We start from the raw sequence: 22,013 nt of genomic DNA, 5'->3' as shown, positions 1-22,013 counted from the left end.
TCTTTCATTGAATGAATTCGTCGATTGATAATACAACCTCGGTAGAGCCCATTCTACAAGCGAGTTGTGTAAGATGAGGCTGCTCTACACGTGCAGTGGTGAGAATAGCTTGCTCTGCGAATGCCTGTCGTGTTGGACCGTCATATAGCAATTCGCCGTTACTAAAAATAACTGTCCGTCCAAATGTTGCAGCTACAAAATCCATGTCATGTAAAATGCACAGCACGAGTTTGCCCTGTGCATACAATCCGTGAATAATCTCCTTCAACTTCTCTTTACCACGTGCATCCTGTCCCATCGATGGTTCATCGAAAATTACAATGTCCGTATCCATTGCGAGAATCGATGCAACGGCAATCATTTTCCGTTCGGCAAGACTTAAATCATAGGGATTTTCTTCCGCTGTATGTAACAAGCCTACTTGCTCCAGCATTTTCTCCGCATTGGCACGCGCAACTTCTGCTGTCTGTCCGATGTTAAGTGGCCCAAACATCACTTCATCCAAGACATTATTTTTGAAAATCTGGTCATTTGGATTTTGAAAGACGAGTCCAATTGTGGCGGCAAGCTTAGCTGCCGTCATGTCTTTGGTGTTTTTGCCATTCACGATGATGTCGCCAGACTTCGGTTTTAATAAGGCTTTTAGCAATTTGACGAAAGTCGTTTTCCCCGCACCATTTTGCCCGATAATGGCGATCGGTTTCCCCCGAAATGTCGCATTAATTCCCTGTAAGATAGGGTTATTCTTTGTGTAATTAAAATCCAAATTAGTGACCGTTATTTCAGGAGAATCGGTTTCGTCCGTAGGTTTCTCAACGAATTGAATCGTGTTGCTATGGATACCATTGGTAGGCATTTCAACGAGTGAAATCGGATATAGACCGGTTTCTTCATTGCGTAGTTGATGAGCCCTTGCAACAGTCGTGTAGATAGGCGGTTCTACGCCAAACATTTGTAAATCATCGCGTGAAAAAATTTCTGTCGGCGTGCTAGCATCGATCAATTTTCCACCATGCATAAGAAATATTTTATCAGCATACTCGGCAAGCTTCTCTACTTTTTGCTCGACCATCACAATGGTCATACCTTCCTTCGACAGGTTTTCAACAACACGGAACACTTCCTCAGAGCCTTGTGGGTCAAGCTGGGAAGTAGGTTCATCTAAAATTAAAATATCCGGCTTCATGGCAATGACGCTGGCAATGGCAACTCGCTGCATTTGTCCACCAGAAAGCGAAAATGGATTGTTATCTCGCAATGCTTCGATATCGAGTAGGCGCATACTTTCCTGGATACGTTTATGCATTTCTTCGCGCGGGATACCGAGATTTTCAAGACCAAACGCGATTTCATCGTACACCGTAAATTTTGCGCCCGTCATTTGAGAAAATGGATTTTCAAAAACGAGCCCAACTTTTGCTGTCACATCGCTAATAGTATGTGTAAATACTTCCATCTCATCAATGAAAACATTTCCGCCGTATGCCCCTTTAAAAAAGTGGGGAATAAGCCCACTTAGCGCATAGCAGAGTGTTGTTTTTCCTGCCGTATTCATTCCAGCAATGCCAATGAATTGCCCTTTTTCAATAGTGAAGGACACATCGTCTAGCGCGAAGGTGTCAGTGTTCGGATATTTATATTTGAGATTTTCTACACGAATATGCGTCATTGGGTAATCCTCCAAACGATGGTGGAAAGCAGTATGCAAACAAGCAATATTTTTAGCGTTACCCCATATTTGTAATATGAGGTTTCATTCAAAAAAGTCTTCTTCCCTTTGGCATTAAATCCCCGTATCTCCAGTGCAATCGACCGTTCTCGCGTATCGTTCAATGAATTGAGAACAACGGGACCGAGAAGGGGGATGAATGATTTTATCCGTATTAGTAATTTACCTTCTGTTTCCATTCCGCGAGCGCGCTGTGCATCAGTAATTTTTCCCGTCACCGCCATCATTTGTGGGATAATCTGCAAAACAGATAGAAAGACATAGCCGATTTTGGGTGACATCCCTTTATGAATAAGCGATTCGACAAGACTGTCCGGTTTGGTCGTTAGAATGAGGACACCGAATGCGCAAACCATATTGAGAATGCGAAGAATCAATAGCAACGCGAAAGCGAATCCTTCCTTATAGATAGGTAAAGGACCGATTTCAAACAAAACGGTTGTGCGGTCGGGATGGAAGAAGCCCTGAACGATAACAATTGAAACAATTAATAGCATACTAAGTGCAATAACCGGCAAAATGTACTTGAATACTTTGCCGGTAAGCAGTAGAAGAAGCGTAAACGTCAAGACACCGATGACGAATAAATGATTCGGAACAATGTATGTCAAAGCGATGGAGATGAAGACGAATAATAGCTTGGAAAGCGGATCGACATCATGAATGACTGAATCCTTTTGTACATACAGTGTCATGTTTTTCACAGAAGTCTCTCCTTATAGTCGTTCGATTTTTGAACGATTATCATACATATGCGTTACGTTTTTCGGTAGTCCTTTGAAAATCAGAAAGCTAATGAGGACAGTTGCCATTTTATCTGGCACATCGACAACAATGCTGTCTGCGAATGAAGCAAACCATAGGGGCATGTTATTGGACATCATTGTTGCAAAGAGTGCATCACCCCATACATTCCCTGTTTGTCCGCCCCAAAACAGTATGTTGAGAGGTGTCGAAACAGTGGCGGCGATAATACCGACAACAAGTCCGAGAATGAGTGCTTTTCCGACATTCGCTATCCAGCCTTTATAGGCCATAACCCCAACGACAAGCCCGATAACTGCCGACGTAATGGCATAGACGAATGAAATCGGATCAGCAGTAAATCCATAAATAATATTGTTCAAAGCTCCAGCAATCCCACCGATAATCGGACCTGCTAGCATACTAGCCAGCACCGTTCCGATAGAATCCACCCAAAGCGGTAGCTTGAGTAGACCGGCAAATAATTTTCCTAAATAGTTGATGCCGATTGCAGCAGGAATAAGGACAAGCGCGGCCGTTGAGAAGTTCAATGACCACATACTGTTTTTCTTCATCGGATAAATACCTCTTCTCATTGTAGTTTCTTGACATCAACACATGTGTCATGACAGATGTCTATATGATTATAACTTACAAATAGAATTTTTAGTAGAGTGAATTTATAACCGGATGGATGAAGTGTGCAACGATTCATGGAGAGTGTGCAACCATTTCAGCAAAATGTGCAACGAACTTGGAAGTGTGCAACAATTCTCTCAAAGTGTCCAACGATTCTCGTAGAGTGTGCAACCATTTCAGCAAAGTGTGAAACGAACTTGGTAGTGTGCAACAATTCTCGCAAAGTGTCCAACAATTCACGAAGAGTGTGCAACCATTTTAGCAAAGTGTGCAACGAACTTGGAAGTGTGCAACAATTCTCGCAAAGTGTCCAACGATTCGCGAAGAGTGTGCAACCATTTCAGCAAAATGTGCAACGAACTTGGAAGTGTGCAACAATTCTCGCGAAGTGTCCAACGATTCATGGAGAGTGTGCAACCATTTTAGCAAAGTGTGCAACGAACTTGGAAGTGTGCAGCAATTCTCGCAAAGTGTCCAACATTTCACGAAGAGTGTGCAACCATTTCAGCAAAATGTGCAACGAACTTGGTAGTGTGCAACAATTCTCGCGAAGTGTCCAACGATTCATGGAGAGTGTGCAACCATTTTAACAAAGTGTCCAACAAACTTGGAAGTGTGTAACAATTCTCGCGAAATGACCATAAAAAAACCGACTCCCCTTAAAGCGGAAGTCGGTGTGAGCATTCTCAAACTAGTATTATGATAACTTAAAGCGATTAACAACCTCTTGTAGCTCCTGCGCAATGGTGTACATATGTGCAGTAGACTCCGCGACACGCTCGAGCTCGCTTTGCTGAGTTGCTGCCGAAGCACTCACTTCTTCAGCAGAAGCGGCGGTTTCCTCTGAAATCGCGGCAACACTTTGAACGGCTAGTAATGCACGGTCTTTATGTTCCATCATTTCTGCAAGTTTAGTCGCTAACTCATCAATCGATCCGCCCATTTGCTGCGCAAGCTCCGCATTGCGGATAAAGGAAGATTCTGTGCTTGTTACGGATTGATTTTGTTCTTCCATCAATTGCATATTGGCCGTAATGACAGCAACAGTTTGTTGAGATTCGACTAATATTTCTTGAACTGTTTGTTGTATGACATCCGTTTCTGAGCTTGATTGCTCAGCTAGCTTTCTCACTTCTTCTGCAACAACAGCAAAGCCTTTGCCATGTTCTCCAGCACGTGCGGCTTCAATACTGGCATTGAGCGCCAATAAATTCGTTTGCGCAGTAATGCCGTGAATGGATGTAATGACTTGGTTAATATCTGCTATTTTAGCTGTCAGCGTTTCAATTTGCTGCTGTACCTTCTCATTCATTTCATTCGTAGCAACATTATGTTCACGTAGCTTTCGAACTTCTGTCATTCCGATTTCAGTCGATGTTTCCGTTTGTTTAGACAAGTCATTCATACTGTTAGACAGCTCAGTGAGTGACTCCATTTGGTCCGACAGATCGACAATGCGGTGGCTTGTTTCCTCCGTATCCTCTGATTGCTTGGAGGCGCCGTGTGCAATTTCGTCCGTCGCCATTGATACTTCCTGGCTTGATGCAACAATTTTTTCGAAAACCTGACTGACTCGACTCGATGACTCGTTTAGTTGGGTAGAAGAGTCTAAAACAGTGTGAATGGCGTCATTGGTTCTTTGTAGCATATGGTTGTAGGCAAGTGCAACTTCACCAATTTCATCAGTTTGAATATATTTTTCATCGACATTTTTCGTCAAATCGCCAGCTGCTGCCGTTTCGATTGAATCACGTAAATAAGCAAGTGGCTTTAATTGTTTGAAAATGAACCAGAATGTAGCGGCTGACATGAGTAACACCATGACGACAGCTGAAATAATCGTTAAAAATAAGATGGTATTATACGTTTCTAAAATTTTCGCTTTCGGGACAACTGTTTGTACTGCCCATGTATCAGAAATATGGTCGAGTACTACAGGTGCAAAAGTGTTAAAGGAGTTTTCATCCAACTGCTTGGAATCAACGTAAAATGTAGAAATTTCTCCCTGACGTAATGTGTTTGCAATGGCATCCCATTCAAAGGATTCTTGCATACTCGTTCCGTTCAATTCCTCGTTAAAGCTATTGGCCGTTAAAAATCCAGCGTCTGTAATAATACTCGCATACCCACCAGAAGGTTCAATTGTGTTGACCAATTCATTTAAAAAATCGATGGACAAATCTGTCGTTAGCACACCGAAAAAAGTGCCTGTCTTTGTTAGCAATGGTACTGAAATCGTTGTCATCGGGACGATTTCACCGCCAGCACTATAGTCGTAAGGCTCAGTCAAAATAGCACGTTTCTCATTTTTGGGGACCAAATACCAATCCCCCTCGCCCTCAATTTCATAGCCACTCAGCGCTTCAACATTGACTTTGTCTCCATCCTTATAAAGATAAGGAATAAATCGTTTTGCCGGATCAATTAGCTCATTTGAAACGGATTGGTCAATCGGGATAGACCCACTTTCAAAAATAGCGGCCATTCCAGTTGCGTCCGGATTATTGACCAAGTTATTTTCAATTACGCTAATAATCTCATCGGCAGTCAAATTACCCTGCGCCTGTAACGTTTCGAAAATGTTTTTTGTTGTATGAAGCATTTCATTGGTTTTTTTAAAGCGATCGCTCATTGTGGAAGCGTATAACTCTGTGTTGCTAATCGCTGCCTCCTCCGCGTCTTGAATACTTTGATTATGTAAGATTATGCTTGTAACAATTGAATAGGCTGCGAACAAAACTAAAAACAAGCCTATAATCAATGCAGATAGTTTCCATGCAATTCGATTTGTTTTTTTCATTAACAAACTCCACCTTTATTGGATTTTCTTTCAGTATACATCATTCGGCAGGGTTCAACAATGAAGGAATGCAGGGACGAAAGACATGCTTTCGTTTTCCTATTGAGTAACATTTGGCTTAAATTGGGAAATCGTGAGATAATTCGCAAAAATATTTAAGTTTCGACATTTTCTGCATTCATTTTCAGTGTTAATAACCGATAGGAATGGTATAGCCTATAAAAAGAATTGAAGAATTGGAGGATTTGAAATGAGGACATTACGGGGGACTATATTAGTAGGTTTTGGAGTAGTGCTTTTATTGACGGCACTGTTGGCCACGAGTGGCGTCAGGGGAATTAATAGCCTCATTAAATCGACAGAAAATACGACGGAAGAGCAATTACCATTGCTGATCACTGATTCACGACTTGCATTTAATATAGCAGACCGCGTGGCAAAGGCCCGTGGTTATCTTCTTTACGGTGATATGCAATACGTGGAAGCATTCAATTCATTGACAGAGGAAAGTGTTAACCTTCAAGAAGAGCTTGAGCAAATAACTTCCTCCGAGGAAGTTAAGAGCCTGATTGCTAAAAGTATTGAGTGGCGTGAAATAATGACGAACCAAGTATTCCCAGCAGTAATGGCAGGAAGGCAATCGGAAGCACTTCGCATTGATAGTGAGACTGCGCAGCCGCTTGCCCGTGAATTAATGGCAGGATTCGACAGTTTGGCGACCAGTAGGCAGGAGATAATACTTGCTGATGGGAAAGAGGATGTGAAGGCAGGTTATGCATCGCAGACTCTAAACTACATCATTACAATTATAGTTATTTTAGCTGGGCTTGCAATTTCGTACTTTATGGCAAGGAGTATTTCTAGACCTATCGTAACGGTTTCAACAAGGATGGAGCGAATGGCTGAAGGAATATTTAATGATGAGCCCCTCGAAACAAAAAGAAAAGATGAGGTTGGACAGCAAATTCACTCCATTAATAAAATGAGAGAATCGATTCAAAGAATTTTAACTGATACATTGGCGATTTCTCGTCAAGTAAATGGTAGAAGTACGGAGTTGACTGAAACGTCCGTTGTAGTAAGCGATTCAACGAACCAAATTGCCGCTACGATGGAACAGCTTGCTGCTGGATCTGAAGCACAGGCGAATACAGCTTCTAATATGGCTGAAATGGTAGGGACTGTTTTTGAAGATATTCAACATGCGAATGAGGCTGGTACGCAAATTATGTCCTCCTCACAAGCAATCTTAGAGCGGACAATAAGTGGAAATGAAATGATGGATAGCTCTGTCCAACAGATGAATACCATTTATACAGTAGTCAATGACTCTGTCGCAACGATTAAGCAATTGGATAATCAGACGAAAGAAATTTCAACACTCGTTACAGTTATTAGTGACATTGCTGAGCAAACGAATTTACTCGCACTCAATGCCGCAATTGAAGCGGCACGTGCTGGTGAACACGGCAAAGGATTTGCTGTTGTGGCGGATGAAGTGAAAAAGCTTGCGGAACAGGTTGCTGAATCTGTCAGCGAGATTACGACCATCGTTAACACAGTGCAAGAAGGATCGTCAAGTGCCGTCAAAGCACTTGAAAGCGGCTATACGAGTGTAGAAGATGGTAAACAAAAAGTACTGGATACAGGTGTTGTATTCGAGGAGATTTCAGAGCTTGCGACAACGATGAATGAACAGACGAATGTCATGTCTCAAGATTTGCGTCACCTTGAGGAGATTGGTGGTAAATTGACAGAAGGTGTGACGGAAGTCGCCTCTATCGCAGAGGAATCAGCCGCAGGCGTTCAGCAAACAACAGCATCAGCAGAGCACTCATCACACCAAGTAGAAGCAATGAGAGCAGGCGTGACAGAACTCTCCACACTAGCCGACCAGCTAGAAGCATCTGTCAAACGATTCGCGATCGAGGAACAATAAGAAAAGATATGATTTTAGATAAAATAAAAAATAACTGAATTAGATTGTTGGGACTTAGTGTATCTTATACCTCTTGGAACGCTTTGGAATGGACGGCTACGATGCAATATCCGAGCTGTTTTTATGATTGGGGATGTGACTGCATCACATCCCCAATCATTTCTTTCGGTAATCGTATGGCAACTGTCCATACGGCGCTATCCAAAGAAAATACTACATAAAGCATCAATATTTTTGGGGAATAAAAGAATAGAGGTATTCTAACTTTATAAAAGCCGCCAAAGATACAATTTTGGCGGCTACTGCTATCTCCATCATTTCTACCATTATTATTTTAAACTCTATCACTTTCTTCTAAAATGTTTCGCAACATGAAAAAGTAAAAACTTTATTCAATGTCCAATAGTTCCCGAAATTGTATCTTCGGGAACTTACATACTTTGACAATGTCATCTATTCTTTTCTTTCCAAGTACCTATATTCTTCATTTGAGCATTGGAGGTTTGCGACAGGCAATGATCCACAATAGGATAAGCGAGAAAGGTGTTGCGGTTATTCTAACGTCCATCCATTGCCGAAAGTAAACCGGATATGTCCAGTAAACAGGACGTTTTCTGGTTCTTGCTTGCTAGTTATAACTCTAAGTAAGTGGTTGATCAATAGAAGTGAAGAAAAGATTATAAACTAGTGAAGCAAAAAAAGCCATACGACTGGAATTTTCCCAGCTGTATGGCTACTTTGATTATTGTCTAGGCTTTGAGCACCAGCCGCTCCCTACGCTTTTCTTATTATCTACCAATCGGCCAATCAAATGGAATTGAGCCTGGTGGTGAGTGTTTCAAAATATCGAACACTGGAATTGTATAGGCAAATAGGATAAGCGCAATCGTAATACCAACCCATAAATACCAGTTTTCAAGAAACTTAGGCGTCGGCTGTGCGTTTGTAGCTTCCTCTGCAATTGGGAATTCCTCCACGCCACGTGGTGCAAAGAAGGTCAATTGGATGAAAATATACACCATTAGAATAATCCCGATGAACAGAATTGTTCCACCGACAGCTTGTGCAATTTGGTAACTAATCCATGTCGCTACTTGATCGCCGCCAGCGTACTCAGAGAAATTCGAACGACGCGGTCCACCTAGTAACCCTTGAATGTGCATGGAGCCAGACATAATGGCCATACCAATCGTCCAAATATATGTCTGAATCAATCCAAGCTTATTCAACTTCGGCGTCAATCTTCGGCCAGTTAAATGTGGAACAAGCCAATACGTAATTCCGAAGAAGGTTAAAATAACGGTTGTCGCAGCAGTTAAATGGAAATGCCCAGTAATATAAATCGTATTATGCACAAGCGCGTTCATTTGATAGGACGCGTTAATAATACCGCCCGCACCCCCAGGGATGAATGCTACCATACCGATAAATGGAGCGAGGAAACGAACATCTTTCCATGGCAACTTCTTAAACCAGCCAAATAGACTCTTATAGCCTTTTCTACGACCTGCTTCTTCAAACGTAGCAAAAATAGAGAATGCAGTCATGAGTGATGGAATAATAACCATGAACGTCAAGACGACTTGAATGAACTTCCATGTTGGATCAATACCAGGCTCTGTTAGCTGATGGTGGAAGCCTACAGGAATCGAGAACATCAACAGTAAAATGAAAGCTAATCGAGCAAGTGAATCACTGAATAATTTTCCACCGATGATTTTCGGGATGATTGCATACCAAGCCATATAAGCAGGAAGCAACCAGAAATAAACAAGTGGATGACCGAAATACCAAAATAATGTACGGCTTAGCAGAACGTTAATCGTCTCGGCATAACCAAGTGACCAGGGAATGAACTGAATGATTACTGCAGAAGCAACCCCCAGTGATGCGATGAACCACATGATCATATTGATGACGACCATGAATGCGAGTAACGGTGATTTTTCACCTTTATGTGCTTTCTTCCATACATACAGTTGACGGAAGTTAACGAATGCAGCAATCCAGCTACCAATGATAACGAGTGCTAATCCAAAGTAAAAGGCCGGATGTGCTCGAAGTGGTGCGTAAAATGTGTAAAGAACAGATGCCTCACCTACGAGAATCGTAATGGCAGTCATAGTCGTTCCAATGACCATTACCCAGAAAGCAATCCAAGCAACTTTTCTCTGTTTATCAGTAATGCCAACTGTTTTTCCCATCAGTGAAAATTGGAAGCCGATGATGAAAAATGTCGTCAAGACAAGTCCGAGAATAACACCATGTACTGTTAAAATCGTATAATAATCGATGTTGAATGGTAGTGTATATTTACCAGAACGGACGAGTGTTTGTAATAGCCCCATCAAACCACCGATAAGCAACGCTACGTATGTAACGTACATAAATGACATGTATAACTTGGATTCTTTTTTTGATATTGAAAGTTCATTCGTAGCCATTATTCATACACCTCCACTGTTCCATACATAATGTGGTGACCGATACCACAGTACTCATTACAAACGATTGTAAACTCCCCAGCGTTTTTCATAACGGTCTCATACCGACTGATGTGACCGGGTTCGACCATCATATTGACGTTTGTTCCAGCAACGTTGAAGCCGTGGACAACGTCTGTTGTCGTAATTTGATAAAGAACGGTAGAGCCTTTTGGTACGCGAATTGTTTTCACAGGGTTACCGTCCGCGTCTTTTCCCATATCATAGTTGAATGCAGAAGCGAGAATGTTGACGATATATTTTCCGTCGGCCACCTCACGCAGTCCAAGATTTTCTTGTTTAAATGAATCGTGAGCCTCCACATTTTGTGGATCAATAATTTCAATATGACTTTGCGGATGTGTACCTTTCCAAAATGCAGCAAATCCTATGATGACTAGAAATAATGCGAGTGACCCTACCCCAAGAGTGAGCCAAATTTTTTCATACTTGTGCAAATGCATACGTTTACCCTCCTGACGTTATCATTATCTAGATAGAAATAGTGCGTACAGCCCGAACCAAGAAATTAGAATAAAAATACCGACTAACATAACAGAGATAAAAGTTCCTTTTAAACTAACTTCGGCATCCATTTCAGTAGAATTGGACTGTTGTTGCTTTGGATTTTTGTTTCCCATTGTTACACCTCCTCTTCGTGATGAAGTTGCATGTCATACTTTTATCATAGTCAAATGGTGAAATACGGGAATTAGGGAAGTCCCTATCTGAAGAGGAAAGTAGAAATGTTTCACATTTTGTTCACCTCCTCTTCATAGTTCCGACATAATCTTAAACATAAAGAAAACCGCATTCCGAGGTGGAATGCGGTTTTGTATAATGTAGAAGTATAGTGATCATGTGCTTATTGCGGATTGTGATCCGTTTTTTCACGCGCCCCGCGCATCGGAACAAGTATCTCTGCACGCTGCTTCACTTCCATTAAGGTTCTTTGTTTGTCCCTTTGGATAGGCTCGTAATCTCCTGCGGCTGGATCACGGTCGTCATTTTTGAAGTAACGGTGTTGTGGATTTTTCCATTCACTAAAAGCTTCAAAATGACCATTTGTTATCAATCCGGTCATGCCGTATATTTCATGAAAGACTTCTTTCACTTCACCCGCCTCCATTTTAATATGTCCTCTCCCTTGTATTCCCGCTCTCTATCACTTTAAACCATCTATTAAGACAATTATGTTTCGAAAGAGAAATAAATGACATGATATGTAATGGATTTGTTACACGAATGTAATGTTTAGGCTTAATCAAACATGTTAAAGTTATTTTAGTTAGTTTTCAGATAAATAAATTCATTGGGGGAACATATGAAGAATATAGTTAAGTTACAAAAGTCAGCTGTAATCGTTGTAATGGCACTACTGTTATTTATAGCTCCTTTCACTGGACAAGCAGAAGCGGCAGCCGCAACTGATCTTACAAAAACAGCAAAAAGTTTAATCGGTGTTAAGTATAGCTATGGTGGTTCATCTACAAAAGGATTTGACTGTTCAGGATTTATTAATTATGTTTTTAAAGCACATGACATTAAAGTTTCACGCACATCTTCTAGTTTGTATGCATCAGGGAAGGCAGTTACTAAGGCAAACTTGGAAGCTGGTGACCTCGTATTTTTTAACACAACTGGAAAAGGCGTTTCACATGTTGGTATATACATAGGTAATGGTCAATTTGCACACGCATCTACTTCAAGAGGTGTCCGCATCGATAAGCTAAACGATCCTTACTATTGGGGAAGTCGCTATATTGGTGCTAAGCGCGTCACAAACTTCGATGCAGTTGCTTCACTTAACTAATTTCATAAAACAAACAGCACCGCATATCCTGACTGGATATGCGGTGCTTTTATGGTAGAACATAAAGAAGCTGCCTAGTAAAGTTTTCAACTTCGCTAGGCAGCTTTTACTCATTCCGCATTTTGTTGTGGTACACGAACTGTCCAACGTGACAGGTCTGGCTCTGCCTTTTGGATTAATTCCTTTGGATAGATAAACGTCCATGGTTTAGATGTGTTTGCTTTTACAGATAGTGGAGCAAGCTCAAAAGAACCTTTGGCTACGAGATCACCTGTTGCGTCAATGAGTTCAAGCGGTAGCTGCTCAATATCAATTTGCTTGGAGTGACCATTCCGGATGAAAACGGAAGTTACTATACTGCCGTCCTCCTGCTGCATCACTTGGAATCCACTAATATTTACTTCGCGCGAATTCAATTTTGGAAGACCTTGGACAACTGTTGCAAGGCCTTCTTTTTGCTCGTCTGTCAAGCCGTCTTCCCATGCTTGTTCTAGGTCAAGTCTATGGGGCACTAATGATTGAACATTGAATGCCAGTTTCCAGTTTTCTGTAGGAGGATGCTCTACGTGGGTAGTATTCTTCGGAAATACAAATACCCATGGTCTAGCACTGCGAGCTGGGATTTCTCCGAGCTCCGTTAAATCGAATTCATTTGAAGCGAGCACTTTATCCTCATCGTCAAGGAGCAATAATTCAACGGGACCGACAGAGATTTGTTGATCGAGTGAGGAACGGAAAAATGCTTTAACAAGCCAGCTACCGTTAGCCGTTTCAACATCAATGTCAATTCCAGATAAAGAAATTTGATTTGCTTTAAGTGGTTCAAGCTCATTAGATAAGAACCGAAACACATAGTCTTGCTCCTGTGGCACGTCCCATTCTGGATGAAGGGAGAGTGTGGTTTCGACATCATCTGTATGGCTAGATGTATCTAGACCATCAATGATTTCTTCAGAATCAATCGCGCTTTCAGATCCGGTCTTTTCGGTTTGTTTAAAAAATGAAAAAAGTTTCATTGTTGTGCCTCCTTTTGCTGTGCGATAAGTTTCATAAAGCCGATTACTTCGGAAGCGATATTGCGACGCAATTTCTGGTAGTTCCGACCGAATAATTCGAGCCCTTCACGCTGGTAAATTCGCATTGGGTCCTCTTGTCCGTAAGAGCGTAACCCGATTCCTTCCTTGAGGCGTGTCATTACTTCTAGATGCTTGGTCCACATTACGTCGATATAAGAAAGCATTGCCTGTGGCAGCATCTGATTCACTTGCTCATCATCCTCGAATGAATCAATGAAAGTAAATAAATCATCAAGTGATGTTTTATATAAATTTAGAATATCGGCTGTTTTTTCAAGTGTGGTTGGAAGTGAAACTGGCTCCAACAGTAAATCATTGATAGTTCTTTCAATCCGTTCGAAGTCCCAGTTGCTTGGAGTGTCCTCTTCCGCACAACTATCATAAATAACAAATTCTACAGTCTCAGCTAACATTGTTTTCAGCTGTTCGAGAATGCCATCGTGCTCAATCACTTTATCGCGAAGTGAGTAGACAACTTTACGTTGATCACTAATGACATCATCCAATTTCAAGTTATACTCGCGCATGGAGTAGTGGGCACCTTCGACAATACGCTGTGTCCGTTCTGTTAGTTCATCGACTTCAGGATTTGTGACGAGTCCATCTTCGTTTGCAGTTACTTTTTTCAGGAACTTTTCAAGGTCATCCTTGGCGAAGCGTTTGAACATATCATCTTCAAGAGACAAAAAGAAACGACTTTCACCGTGATCGCCTTGTCGCCCTGAGCGACCTCGAAGCTGGTTGTCGATACGACGGCTTTCATGTTTTTCAGTACCAAGGACAAATAGTCCACCCAGTGCTTCAACACCTTCACCAAGTACAATGTCCGTACCACGTCCTGCCATATTTGTCGCAACAGTGATTTGGCCGAGCTGTCCTGCTTGAGAGATTAGTTCAACTTCTTGTTCAACACTTTTAGCGTTTAGTAAGTTGAAGTTTAGTTTGTGCTGATTCAAGTATTTGGCAACCTTTTCCGATTGTAAAATAGATGTCGTACCCACCAGAACGGGTTGTCCTTTTTTATTGCGTTCAGCGACTTCTTGCGCCATCGCCTTATATTTTTGATCGATTGTTTTGTAGACCTTATCAGAAGAATCTACGCGTAAAGTAGGGCGGTTTGTCGGAATTTGAATAACGGTCATCCCATATACTTCGTTAAATTCTTTTTCTTGCGTTTTAGCCGTACCTGTCATCCCGCAAAGCTGTGGATACATACGGAAATAGTTTTGGATTGTAATTTGTGCCTGCGCTTTGTTTTCCTCGGTAATCGGTAATCCTTCTTTGGCTTCAATTGCCTGATGAAGTCCGTCGGAAAGTGTGCGGCCTTCCATAATCCGTCCCGTGAACATATCAACAAGCTCAATTTTTTCATCACGTACAATATAATCTACATCGCGCTCAAAGATAACATAAGCGCGGACTGCTTGGATGACATAATGGTAAAGCGTTTGATGCTCTAAATCGTACAAGTTATCTATTCCGAATGATTTTTCGACCTTTTCAATGCCAGTGTCTGTCAGTGAGGTAGCTTTCGTTTCATCATCAAAATCGAAATCTATCCCTTTTTTGAAACGTTTGGCTAGACGTGCGGCAATGAGATGGAGATCAGCATCTGCCTGCATTTTACCGGCTACAATCAGCGGTGTTTTTGCCTCGTCAACGAGAATACTATCCACTTCATCAATAATTGCGAAATGGTATGGACGTTGAACATGTTCGGTCATTTGGTGTGCCATGTTATCCCGTAAATAGTCGAAACCAAATTCAGTTCCGACTCCATATGTAATATCGGCATGATAGGCCGCCTGCTTTTCATGGACTTGCATCATAGGGAGGTTAAGTCCTACTGTGAGACCAAGAAAACGATGGATTTGTCCAATTTGTTCATAATCCCTTTTGGCAAGGTAGTCGTTCACTGTAATGACGTGGACACCTTTACCTTCCAGTGCACGAACATAGGAGGGGAGGGAAGCAACAAGTGTTTTACCTTCACCAGTCGGCATCTCAGCAATATTTCCTTCTGTTAGTACGAGTCCGCCGATAAGTTGAACGTCAAAATGACGCATTTCTAGCACTCGTTTAGACGCCTCGCGAACAACAGCAAATGCATCTGGAGTAATGGAGTGAATCGATTCGCCAGATTGGATACGCTCTTTAAATATTTCTGTCATATTGGTAAGTTGTTTGTCCGACATCACTTCGTATGTGGGTTCTAATTTATTTATTTGTTGGACAATCTTCCTGTATTTACGGAGTTGTCTTTCGCTCGTTTGATTTGAACGTTTGAAAATCGATAACATGAATGAACGCTCCTTTTTTCTTATCCTTGAAAGGACCTGACCCCATTTTATCAAAAAGTATGGTAAATGACTACCTTAAGCTAATATCTACATATATAAGGAAGGAATTTGACGGGATAGGGTGTGGAGGAAAGGGGAAAAGTAATAGAGAAGAGAAGCTGAAGGCTGAATTAATTGTCTAGTAGTATGCTTTTCTAACTAAAACATGCTATAATACTGTTGATTTGATAAATTATCGATTTACTTAGGGAGGAAGGACATGTTATTCCTTGCGATGGCTGCTGCTCTTGTAGCCTCTGTATTACTTACTCCGCTTGTTATAAAATTAGCATTCCGAATCGGAGCGGTCGATCATCCAAACTACCGGAAAGTACATGCATCTGCCATGCCGCGTATTGGTGGTCTTGCAATATTTGGTGCATTCCTAATTGGTTACTTCATATTGAGGCCGGTAGATGAACACGCTACTGCCATTCTCATTGGCGCTCTCATTATTATTGTCACTGGATTTTTGGATGATATGTTTGAAATTACTGCTAAAATAAAACTTGCCGGTCAACTAACAGCGGCGATTGTTGTCGTTACTTGGGGCGGTCTACAAATTGATTTCATTAACTTGCCGTTTATCGGCCAGTTCGACTTTGGTTATTTCAGTATCCCAATTACAATTATTTGGATTATCGGCATTACGAATGCCATCAATCTAATTGATGGATTGGATGGACTTGCAGCGGGTGTTTCCACGATTGCGCTTATTACAATGACAGTCATGGCAGTCATTATGGGAGACGTTTTCGTTATCGCAACAGCAGCAATTCTTGCAGCAAGTTCACTTGGATTTTTGTTTTATAATTTTCATCCAGCGAAAATTTTTATGGGTGATACGGGATCACTGTTCCTTGGATTTATGATTTCAGTCTTAGCTTTATTAGGATTTAAAAATATCACCGTTGTTTCCCTTATTATCCCAATTATTTTGCTCGGTGTTCCAATTTCTGATACATTTTTTGCGATTGTCCGTCGTATACGTACAAAGCAGCCCATTATGGCTCCAGATAAATCGCATTTACACCATTGTCTGCTACGCGTAGGATTTTCTCATAGACAAACAGTTCTCGTCATTTATGGACTGGCCGTTCTATTTGGAGTTGCGGCAATCCTCTTTTCACAGGCGACAGTATGGGGCGCAATCTTACTCATCATCGTGATGCTCATTGCCATTGAGCTATTTGTTGAAGTGATTGGACTTGCGGGTACAAATTATCGACCGTTATTAAACCTCGTACGCATGATTGGCAGATAAAAATCAATTACGCCTTGGCGTAATTGCGTCCAACTTTTGAATTGCGTTTACGCAATTGACTCCCCTCAAAAGTTGTGACATCCGCCAGGAGGCTTAACTTGAGAATCAAGTTAAAATCCGGCCACTACCTAAGTTAACTTAGGTAGTATGGTCGGATTTTTTATCTTCATTCAGCAAATATGTTTGTTCTGAAAACAATTTTTTTGATCGGCAGATTTCAAAAATCCATAAAAAAAATGCTAGGCAATGTAGCCTAGCATTTTCATATTAGTCGTTATAAGAGTCTTCGGAAGCTTTATCCGCCGATTCGGTCAAGTTGGATCGATTGACAGTGAGGCTGGAAGAATTAGGAGTGAGCTCCAAATGCGTTTGTAGCTGCTGTTTCACTTCGTCTAAATAGGTTTCATCGAGCTTCCAATAATAAGTACCTGTCGACATATCGTCAAAGCCTTTCAAGCTAATCGTGTCAACTTGCGGCATACCACCTTTGGCATATTCCAAAAATGATTTCATTTCGTCGAATGTCATATCTGTCTTCATATTATCACCGACTGCTTCAATCACATCGCCATACTTCGTAATCGACTTGACGGATACAGCCTGTTTCATAATCGCCTGTAAAATCATTTGCTGACGTTTACCACGTTCGACATCCGAATCGAGTTTGCGCGTTCGGGCTAATGCTAAAGCGTGCTTACCGTCTAGATGCTGCAAGCCTTTTTTAAGGTAGATTGTATTCTTATCATTTTCGTCCTTTTCAGTTCGGTTGTAAGGGACTTCAGCCTCAATGCCGCCGAGTGCATCGACAACATCAATAAAAGCGTTAAAATTCATTTTTACATAATAATCGACTGGAACATCAAATAATTCTTCAATCGTGTCAATCGTTGCGCTCGTTCCACCAAATGCATGTGCATGTGTAATTTTATCGCGGTACCCTACTTTAGGGATGTGGACATAAGAATCACGCGGGATGCTTATGAGTTTTACCGATTTATCTTCTTTGTTTAATGTAGCGAAAAGTAACGCATCGGACCGACTATTGCTATCGCCTTGTTTTCGCTGTTCACTATCATCCACCCCGATAAATAAGATAGATACATTATCTTGGGCTGGTTCGACATTTTCTTCACGGATAACAGATTTTGGTCTGTCAGGAACGGGCTCGAATGCTTGATCAGCCGCGTATAAAGCTTTTTTTTGTAGTGAGGCGCCATAAGCTACGACAACTACGAAAAGTGAAAATGTCAGTATAACTAGGACTTTAATGACTAGATATTTATTCGACGATTTTCTCTGTTTTTTATAGTCTTTTCTTTTCATTTCAATGTTCCTCCGGAATTGGCTATGCAATCACTTATTATCATAGCTAATCATATAGGTTACAGCTCGTTGTCATTCGTTGGAAAATATGACAAAGCCACGGGATGCGAAGTATGAGTAGACAAAAAACTACAACCTTTTCCATTATACTATCATCCTCGTAAAACGTATACTATTTCAAATATCGAATTCGAGAAATTCGCTAGAAGATGACGAAATAGTAGCCTGTCCGTTTGTTAACTCAGTCATCCAAGTTGTGAATTGCTCAATTTCCATATGAGGGACATACATAAAAAGATCGACACCATCTGCATAGCTAATTTCTTTTAGTGGGTAGGGAGATTGTCTAACCTCGTTCTCGACCTTACCGAGCCATGTATAGTCAATTGTTACTTTCATGAGCTCGTGTAATTTTCGCAAGACTGTGCCTGTAGAGGTAATCCCTTCTGTCGTTGCACGACCGTATGCACGAATGAGCCCACCGCCGCCTAGCTTGATACCTCCGAAATAGCGTGTCACGACGACAACCGTATCCTTCAAGCCTTGTTTTTTTAATACTTCCAGCATGGGGACACCTGCTGTGCCAGACGGCTCGCCGTCGTCATTCGCCTTTTGGATATTATCATGCTCGCCAATCATATAGGCCGAACAATTATGGCTTGCTGTATGATGCATCTTTTTGATGTCTTGAATGAAGTCAATGGCTTCCTGCTCAGTTTCTACCCGCTTCACATAGGTGAGGAATTTGGACTTTTGGATGACCAATTCGCTCTCCCCGTATTCTTTTACTGTGTAATAATCTGCTCGCATTTGCGACACCTCCATCACTTGTAATACAATTATAATATTTAATAGCTATTATGATGATATACTAAATGAAGTGTGTAAGGTATTCATTGTACTTACAACACTTCACATGGTATTGTATGACTTTCCAGGCGGGAGGAAATGTAAGTGAAGGAAAATACAGTCGATATCCAAACGCTTGAAACAATCTTCAACAGTATGGTCCGGGTAATGGATCAATCGAAGAATGATATTTTCATTATAAGTGAACAGAGTCGTAAAAACTTTGAAGACATGCAAAAAGAGTTAGCTGAAGTCAAGGTTGATATTTCCCGGGTAATAACTGAAGGCGATTATTTGGAAAGTATGACCCGCCATTCTCGTTTAAGACTTGCCGACGTTTCAAAAAATTTCACTAATTATTCAGAGGCACAAGTTAGAGAAGCGTATGAGGTAGCGAATGATTTATTGGTCAAGTTGTCCATTAACCAAATGGAAGAGAAACAGTTGCGCATTCGTAGGGATGAGTTGGACAGGCGCTTGAACGCACTTCTGGAGACGATTGAACGGGCTAATCACCTTGTCGGTCAAGTGACAACAGTCATTAATTACTTGAATATGGATTTGAAGGATGTTGGAGAGGCGCTGGAAACAGCTAGACACAAACAGGAATTTGGCATTCGTATTATTCAGGCTCAAGAAGATGAACGTAAAAGGATTTCACGTGATATTCATGATGGTCCTGCGCAAATGTTGGCTAATGTAATGATCCGTTCAGGCTTGATTGAAAAAACATTTGTCGAAAAAGGACCAGAGTTGGCCTTGCTTGAACTGACAGACTTGAAAGAGATGGTAAGGGGGGCACTTTATGAGGTCCGTCGTATCATTTATGATCTTCGTCCGATGGCCCTTGACGATCTTGGGTTGATTCCGACGCTGAGAAAGTACTTATCGACAGTTGAGGAATATGAGAGTGGCGTTGAAATTCACTTTCAAAATACGGGTCGAGAGCTACGTTTTAAGACCGATTTTGAAGTGTCGATTTTCCGACTTGTACAAGAATCCGTGTCAAATGCATTAAAACATGGAAAGTCGAAGGATATTTGGGTGAAAATCGAATGGCTTCGCGATATAATGAATATTATCATCAAGGATAGTGGACAAGGGTTCGACCAAAATGAAGTGAAAGATAAGTCGTTTGGCTTGATTGGAATGCGAGAACGGATAGAATTACTAAAAGGTGAGATGTCAATTACTTCAACAATTGGAAATGGGACAATTATCTATTTCCGGATTCCACTGCGAGAAGAAATAATCGCTGATTAGACATAAATGGGAGGAAATGAATATGACAAAAATTTTAATTGTAGATGACCACCAGTTATTCCGTGAAGGGGTAAAACGAATTCTTGATTTTGAAAATTCTTTTGAAGTCGTTGCAGAAGGCGATGACGGAAGCGAAGTAAAAGGGCTTTATGAGCAATTCAAGCCTGATGTCGTTCTGATGGATATTAACATGCCACGCATGAACGGTGTCGAAGCGACAGAAGAATTGATTAAAGATTTCCCAGATGCCAAAGTAATTATGCTGTCGATTCATGATGATGAGTCTTACGTGTCTCACGCACTAAAAACAGGGGCACTTGGATATATGCTTAAAGAGATGGATGCGGATGCAATTGTCCAAGCGATTAAAGTAGTCGCAGCAGGTGGCTCGTACCTTCACCCGAAAGTGACACATAATCTTGTAAGCGAATTTCGCCGTTTGAGCGAACGTGAACATAAAGGGTCATTCCAACAAAATGATATTCGTCGTCCTTTCCACTTGCTAACAAAACGTGAGTGTGAAGTGCTGCAGCTGCTGACAGATGGACAGAGTAACCGGACAATCGGGGAGACATTGTTCATTTCTGAAAAAACGGTTAAAAACCATGTGTCAAGTATCTTACAAAAGATGGCTGTCAATGACAGAACACAAGCAGTTGTCACAGCGATTAAAAATGGCTGGGTTGAAGTGAAGTAATTCAAATAATTTAAATCAATCAGGCCTCGGCGTGATTGCGTCCGGAGTTTTTTCGAGCTTGCTCGAAAAGGTACCTTGAGAAATCCGTGACATCCGCCGGAGGCTTCAGCTGAATTTAGCCGGGGCCTCCGGCTAAATTCAGCTGAAAGGGCCCTCCATCTTGGAGGAGCCCTTTCGTTCTGTATTTTTCTAAGGAGGAAGAAAATGAAGAAAATAGTTCTTTTTGCGGTGATGTCAATGCTGTTGATACTAGGAGCGTGTAATAAGGATGAAGGAGCATCTCCTTCTAACACAGGATCAGTCGATGATGGTGAAGCGACAGCGGGGTATGGGGCAATCGATCATGGTGTAGACGATAAGCAGGTGGGCTTTAATATGTCAGGTGGCGAAATAGAAGAGGCGGCTGACATACCGGCAGAAGAGAAGAAGCAGCTTCTGGCTGCATTCGAGACGTATATCACAACGTTGAATGAGCAGGAGATAGATGCGCATTTAGCTATACTGTCGAAGGATGCTTATGATCTAGAGGAAGAACGTGTTTTTATGGAAGAACAATTTAGTGAGTACAGTTTGAATTACGAAGTATCCAATGTCACAATCGTAAAGTATTCGGCTGAGGAAGCTCAGGTATTTTCAAATATGAAGATGTCCTATAAGCAACTATCTACGGGTCTTGAAACGAAGCCGAGTGGTCGACAAGTGACTGTGTTCGCAAAAGAAGATGGAGAGTGGAAAATAACGTCTGTCCACCATATCCCCGATGGACCTAAAGAATAATTTAATGTGAGACTTCTAGCTAAGATGGCTGGAAGTCTTTTTTGATGGTTGTTACTAGATGTCTGCGGGTTAACCATTTATTTTTACTTGACTATTTCCGGTTTGCTTTCGGCGAAATTATTCATGACACAATTACCGAGGAGTGAGTGTATTTAGAAATGACGAAGTCATTTCTAAATACACTCTTTTGGTAATCTTATTATGAATAATTGCTTGTCGCATACCTACAATGTTCAAGTGAAAAATGCAGTTGCTTGGAAAGAAAAGAATAGATGACC

At 41.4% G+C, this 22,013-nt stretch carries 18 protein-coding genes; 6 read left to right on the top strand and 12 right to left on the bottom strand.

Going from position 1 to position 22,013, the window contains the following annotated elements; all coding sequences use genetic code 11:
• Nucleotides 1-4: 4 nt before the first annotated feature.
• The 4 genes from R2B77_RS10235 to R2B77_RS10220 form a co-directional block, all read right to left on the bottom strand.
• Nucleotides 5-1,669 (bottom strand): ABC transporter ATP-binding protein, encoded by a 1,665-nt coding sequence (locus R2B77_RS10235; RefSeq protein ID WP_203245885.1) that lies wholly within the window; start codon nucleotides 1,667-1,669, stop codon nucleotides 5-7.
• Nucleotides 1,666-2,424, bottom strand: a complete 759-nt coding sequence (locus R2B77_RS10230) for an energy-coupling factor transporter transmembrane component T family protein (protein WP_212391125.1) — start codon at nucleotides 2,422-2,424, stop codon at nucleotides 1,666-1,668. Before R2B77_RS10230 ends, R2B77_RS10235 begins: the two co-directional genes overlap by 4 nt.
• A 21-nt stretch (nucleotides 2,425-2,445) precedes the next feature.
• Entirely contained in the window at nucleotides 2,446-3,048 is a 603-nt protein-coding gene (locus R2B77_RS10225; protein WP_212391043.1) for an ECF transporter S component, read from the bottom strand.
• A gap of 761 nt (nucleotides 3,049-3,809) precedes the next feature.
• Nucleotides 3,810-5,912 carry a methyl-accepting chemotaxis protein gene (locus R2B77_RS10220; protein WP_203245888.1) on the bottom strand — a complete coding sequence of 701 codons (2,103 nt, stop codon included), beginning with the start codon at nucleotides 5,910-5,912 and terminating at the stop codon, nucleotides 3,810-3,812.
• Nucleotides 5,913-6,162: 250 nt separating this feature from the next.
• Here R2B77_RS10220 and R2B77_RS10215 point away from each other — a divergent pair, with 250 nt between their 5' ends.
• Nucleotides 6,163-7,851 (top strand): methyl-accepting chemotaxis protein, encoded by a 1,689-nt coding sequence (locus R2B77_RS10215; RefSeq protein WP_203245889.1) that lies wholly within the window; start codon nucleotides 6,163-6,165, stop codon nucleotides 7,849-7,851.
• Nucleotides 7,852-8,639: 788 nt separating this feature from the next.
• Here R2B77_RS10215 and R2B77_RS10210 read toward each other — a convergent pair.
• The 4 genes from R2B77_RS10210 to R2B77_RS10195 all read right to left on the bottom strand — a co-directional run bounded on the left by R2B77_RS10210 (nucleotide 8,640) and on the right by R2B77_RS10195 (nucleotide 11,448).
• Nucleotides 8,640-10,295 carry a b(o/a)3-type cytochrome-c oxidase subunit 1 gene (locus tag R2B77_RS10210; protein WP_203245890.1) on the bottom strand — a complete coding sequence of 552 codons (1,656 nt, stop codon included), beginning with the start codon at nucleotides 10,293-10,295 and terminating at the stop codon, nucleotides 8,640-8,642.
• Nucleotides 10,295-10,798 (bottom strand): cupredoxin domain-containing protein, encoded by a 504-nt coding sequence (locus tag R2B77_RS10205; protein WP_203245891.1) that lies wholly within the window; start codon nucleotides 10,796-10,798, stop codon nucleotides 10,295-10,297. Before R2B77_RS10205 ends, R2B77_RS10210 begins: the two co-directional genes overlap by 1 nt.
• 24 nt (nucleotides 10,799-10,822) lie before the next feature.
• Complete coding sequence (locus R2B77_RS10200; protein ID WP_203245892.1) at nucleotides 10,823-10,975, bottom strand: cytochrome c oxidase subunit 2A; 153 nt, start codon at nucleotides 10,973-10,975, stop codon at nucleotides 10,823-10,825.
• A 224-nt stretch (nucleotides 10,976-11,199) separates the two neighbouring features.
• The gene (locus tag R2B77_RS10195) at nucleotides 11,200-11,448 is read right to left on the bottom strand and encodes a hypothetical protein (protein WP_203245893.1); all 249 of its coding nucleotides are present in this window, start codon (nucleotides 11,446-11,448) and stop codon (nucleotides 11,200-11,202) included.
• Nucleotides 11,449-11,658: 210 nt separating this feature from the next.
• On the opposite strand from R2B77_RS10195, the gene R2B77_RS10190 reads away from it, so the two are divergent.
• Nucleotides 11,659-12,147, top strand: a complete 489-nt coding sequence (locus R2B77_RS10190) for a C40 family peptidase (protein WP_203245894.1) — start codon at nucleotides 11,659-11,661, stop codon at nucleotides 12,145-12,147.
• A 110-nt stretch (nucleotides 12,148-12,257) separates the two neighbouring features.
• Here the strand turns inward: R2B77_RS10190 and R2B77_RS10185 are convergent, their stop codons facing one another.
• Together R2B77_RS10185 and secA2 are read right to left on the bottom strand one after the other, a co-directional pair.
• Complete coding sequence (locus R2B77_RS10185) at nucleotides 12,258-13,163, bottom strand: accessory Sec system S-layer assembly protein (protein ID WP_203245895.1); 906 nt, start codon at nucleotides 13,161-13,163, stop codon at nucleotides 12,258-12,260.
• The gene (gene secA2 / locus R2B77_RS10180; protein WP_203245896.1) at nucleotides 13,160-15,523 is read right to left on the bottom strand and encodes an accessory Sec system translocase SecA2; all 2,364 of its coding nucleotides are present in this window, start codon (nucleotides 15,521-15,523) and stop codon (nucleotides 13,160-13,162) included. The genes R2B77_RS10185 and secA2 overlap by 4 nt, the downstream gene beginning before the upstream one ends.
• Before the next feature lie 259 nt (nucleotides 15,524-15,782).
• On the opposite strand from secA2, the gene R2B77_RS10175 reads away from it, so the two are divergent.
• A complete protein-coding gene (locus R2B77_RS10175) occupies nucleotides 15,783-16,826 on the top strand; it encodes a glycosyltransferase family 4 protein (protein WP_203245897.1) in 1,044 nt (347 codons plus the stop codon).
• Nucleotides 16,827-17,093: 267 nt separating this feature from the next.
• On the opposite strand, the gene R2B77_RS10170 is transcribed toward R2B77_RS10175, so the two are convergent.
• On the bottom strand, nucleotides 17,094-18,149 hold the full coding sequence (locus tag R2B77_RS10170) for an LCP family protein (protein WP_203245898.1): 1,056 nt from the start codon (nucleotides 18,147-18,149) through the stop codon (nucleotides 17,094-17,096).
• Nucleotides 18,150-18,326: 177 nt separating this feature from the next.
• A complete protein-coding gene (locus tag R2B77_RS10165; protein WP_203245899.1) occupies nucleotides 18,327-18,959 on the bottom strand; it encodes a YigZ family protein in 633 nt (210 codons plus the stop codon).
• A 144-nt stretch (nucleotides 18,960-19,103) separates the two neighbouring features.
• Here R2B77_RS10165 and R2B77_RS10160 point away from each other — a divergent pair, with 144 nt between their 5' ends.
• From R2B77_RS10160 to R2B77_RS10150, 3 genes are all read left to right on the top strand, one after another.
• Complete coding sequence (locus R2B77_RS10160) at nucleotides 19,104-20,261, top strand: sensor histidine kinase (RefSeq protein WP_203245900.1); 1,158 nt, start codon at nucleotides 19,104-19,106, stop codon at nucleotides 20,259-20,261.
• Between the two features lie 22 nt (nucleotides 20,262-20,283).
• The gene (locus tag R2B77_RS10155) at nucleotides 20,284-20,958 is read left to right on the top strand and encodes a response regulator transcription factor (RefSeq protein ID WP_212391045.1); all 675 of its coding nucleotides are present in this window, start codon (nucleotides 20,284-20,286) and stop codon (nucleotides 20,956-20,958) included.
• Nucleotides 20,959-21,162: 204 nt separating this feature from the next.
• Nucleotides 21,163-21,735 (top strand): nuclear transport factor 2 family protein, encoded by a 573-nt coding sequence (locus R2B77_RS10150; protein WP_203245902.1) that lies wholly within the window; start codon nucleotides 21,163-21,165, stop codon nucleotides 21,733-21,735.
• The last annotated feature ends 278 nt before the right edge of the window (nucleotides 21,736-22,013 follow it).

Origin of the sequence: Sporosarcina beigongshangi (assembly GCF_033485195.1) — a bacterium.
In the GTDB taxonomy this organism is placed as follows: domain Bacteria; phylum Bacillota; class Bacilli; order Bacillales_A; family Planococcaceae; genus Sporosarcina; species Sporosarcina beigongshangi.
This window is presented reverse-complemented; position numbering and strand designations above follow the sequence as displayed.